Source organism: Streptococcus sp. DD11 (assembly GCF_001578865.1).
GTDB classification, from domain to species: domain Bacteria; phylum Bacillota; class Bacilli; order Lactobacillales; family Streptococcaceae; genus Streptococcus; species Streptococcus panodentis.
In genome coordinates this window covers 332,791-335,523 of sequence record NZ_KQ969396.1, presented here as the reverse complement: position 1 = coordinate 335,523, position 2,733 = coordinate 332,791, and the positions used below count along the sequence as shown (strand labels likewise).

Below are 2,733 nucleotides of genomic sequence, written 5' to 3'. Positions count from 1 at the left end.
CCGCAGGACCGACTTGCGTTTAGGGCCATTGATGCAGTTCGAGCGTCAGTGAGAACTAGGTTCCATAAGTTTTTTTAGGGAAACCAGTCCGCAGGACCGAGTTGAGTTTAGGGCCATTGATGCAGTTCGAGCGTCAGCGAGAACTAGGTTCCATAGTTTCTTTAGGGAAACCAGTCCGCAGGACCGAGTTGCGTTTAGGGCCATTGATGCAGTTCGAGCGTCAGTGAGAACTAGGTTCCATAGTTGCTTTAGGGAAACCAGTCCGCAGGACCGAGTTGCGTTTAGGGCCATTGATGCAGTTCGAGCGATAGCGAGAACTAGGTTTCAAAGCTGCCTTGAGAAAATCAGTCCTTAGATTTTCAAAAGCGCTGGCAGGGACTGTCTCCAGAAAGCCTGATAACTGGGCTTTTTTGCTGCTTTTTATAAGGTTGAAAGCGATTTGAAAACAATTTCAGCAAAAAAATAAGTAATAAATTGACAAAAACGAGTAATAATGTGGTAAACTAAGGGTAATATAGTTTTTTAAAAAGAGATATAAATTAGAGGAAGAAAAGTATGTTTTTTAAACGCCAGAAAGGTAAGTATCACGAAGTAGAGCGCGTGACGCGGTTTAAACTGATCAAATCAGGGAAACATTGGCTGCGTGCTGCGACCTCACAGTTTGGCCTTTTTAAGTCAATGAAAGGGGGAAATCTTTCATCGGTTGAGGTCAAGGTAACAGAGGAGCAGTCCGTCGATAAGCAGGGCGGTCTGCAATTCTTGAAAGGGCTGGTCGCCACGGGGGCTGTTCTAGGAGGGGCAGTCGTTACCAACGCCAACACTGTCAAGGCTGATGAGGATCAGGCTGTAGAAAAAGTCATCGATACATCAGGAGTCCTGGCAACGCGGGATGATGCAGTGCTGGGGACTGCCACAGATGAAACAGCGGCAGAGTCTGCCCTGCCTGAGTCAGCAGCAGAAGCTGCTTCAGATACTCAGTCCATCAGTGCCTCTGCCAGTCTGTCTGCCTCCGAGTCCGCTTCTGTCAGCGCTTCTGTATCCGGCAGTGAGGCTGCGTCACAGTCGGCCTCTGTCAGTGCAAGTACATCACAGTCTGTCTCAGATTCTTTGAGTGTGTCTGAGTCTCTTTCAGTGTCTTCAAGTACCTCTGCTTCAGCGGCAGTGACTGACTCAAACCAAGCGGCCAGCGCATCCGCCTCTGCCAGCATCAGTGCCAGCACCAGTACCGCTGCTGCATCGCAATCAGACAGCAGCAGCCAGTCCACGGCCAACAGCAGTCAGACATCACGTGTCAGAACGCGGCGGGCGGTGACGGATCCGGGTCTTAGTATAGATGCTCGTGACATTAAGGGTGATATGATTCAAAGTATTACAACAAGCTTTGATGATAATAATCGTCTCATGACCTGGACTTTTGTTTTAACCCCTAGACAGATTAAAAGCAATCTTGGTGCACTTGTATCTATCAGCGGCAATCAAGAAACTCGTTCCGTAACAATCAATGGTAAAAATGCTGCAAATGGTGGGACAGTACAATCAGCTGGAGTGTGGAATCTCTATACTGGAGAATCCGTCAATAACAATGTTTTAAAGATAACTACATATGTAAACACAACTGGTGGAGATACTCGACTCAGTCTCCGTCTAGTGACTAGTGATGACGAAATAACGAATACGAATCTTCCGTTTAAGTTTGATGAAGTGGCTTCTACTACAAAGGGAAGTTGGGATAGCGTTGATTTGTCAACTCGGGTTTCTTCAACTGAAAAGCCAATTGTTCATATAGCTGATGAGGTGGTTGTTTATCGGGGTGAGAGCTTCGAATTTGAATTTACCGTGACAGATAACAAGGGACGAGTTAATAAGTTATCTCTGGAGCAAGTTGACAATATAAATGGATTAGGTAATATTGCTTCGTGGTTTAAGTACCAAGCATTTAATTTAAATCAGAACGGTAATGCTACTGAAGCTAATCCGCTGCGTTTTAGATTATATGGTACAGTATCTAATACTGAGGGCTTGGGTTTCTATACACGGTATGTTTGGGTAGAAGATGCTGATGGGAACAAAAATTCTAATAGAGAAAATAGTCTAAAAACGCATGTTCCGACTAACGGTGAATTTAAGATAATCATTAAGTATCGCTTGATTGAGCCTACCACAGTTACAATCGTTAATAATACTGAACAATTAACTGAAGCCGAAAAAAACCGAGTTCGAGATGCAGTCAGACAAAGCAATCCAAATTTAAGAGCTGTTGATCTTTCTACTGGTAATTATACTACAGGGATTGTTGTGGCTAATGATGGTACCGTTACTATCAATTACAAAGGTAATACGATTGATACGATTGATGGTAAAAAATTAGTAGACACAAGAGCTGGGAGCACCTCCAAATCTCTTAGTACCGTTGCCTCTGCGAGTGCCTCCGTATCAGCAAGTACCAGTGCCTCAACTAGCGTGGTTGCTTCACAGTCAGCTTCAGTGAGTGCATCCACCTCTGCAAGCACCAGTACAGTACAGTCAACCTCGGCCAGCCGCTCTGCATCGACCTCAACCGTGCAGTCCATTTCGGCAAGCACCTCTGCGTCCGTGAGCGCGTCGACTTCGGCCAGCGTATCAGCTTCAACCAGTGCATCGGTGTCTGCAAGTACCTCAGCTTCAGAGAGTGCGTCAACTTCGGCCAGCGTATCGGCTTCAACTAGTGCATCGACTTCTGCAAGCGTATCAGCG

Annotated in this window: 1 protein-coding gene; it reads left to right on the top strand. The window is 45.8% G+C overall.

Annotated elements, in window-relative coordinates; translation table 11 throughout:
* Positions 1-555: 555 nt before the first annotated feature.
* Positions 556-2,733 (top strand): accessory Sec-dependent serine-rich glycoprotein adhesin (locus STRDD11_RS10950; protein ID WP_128837347.1); only part of this gene is annotated, 2,178 nt, incomplete at its 3' end.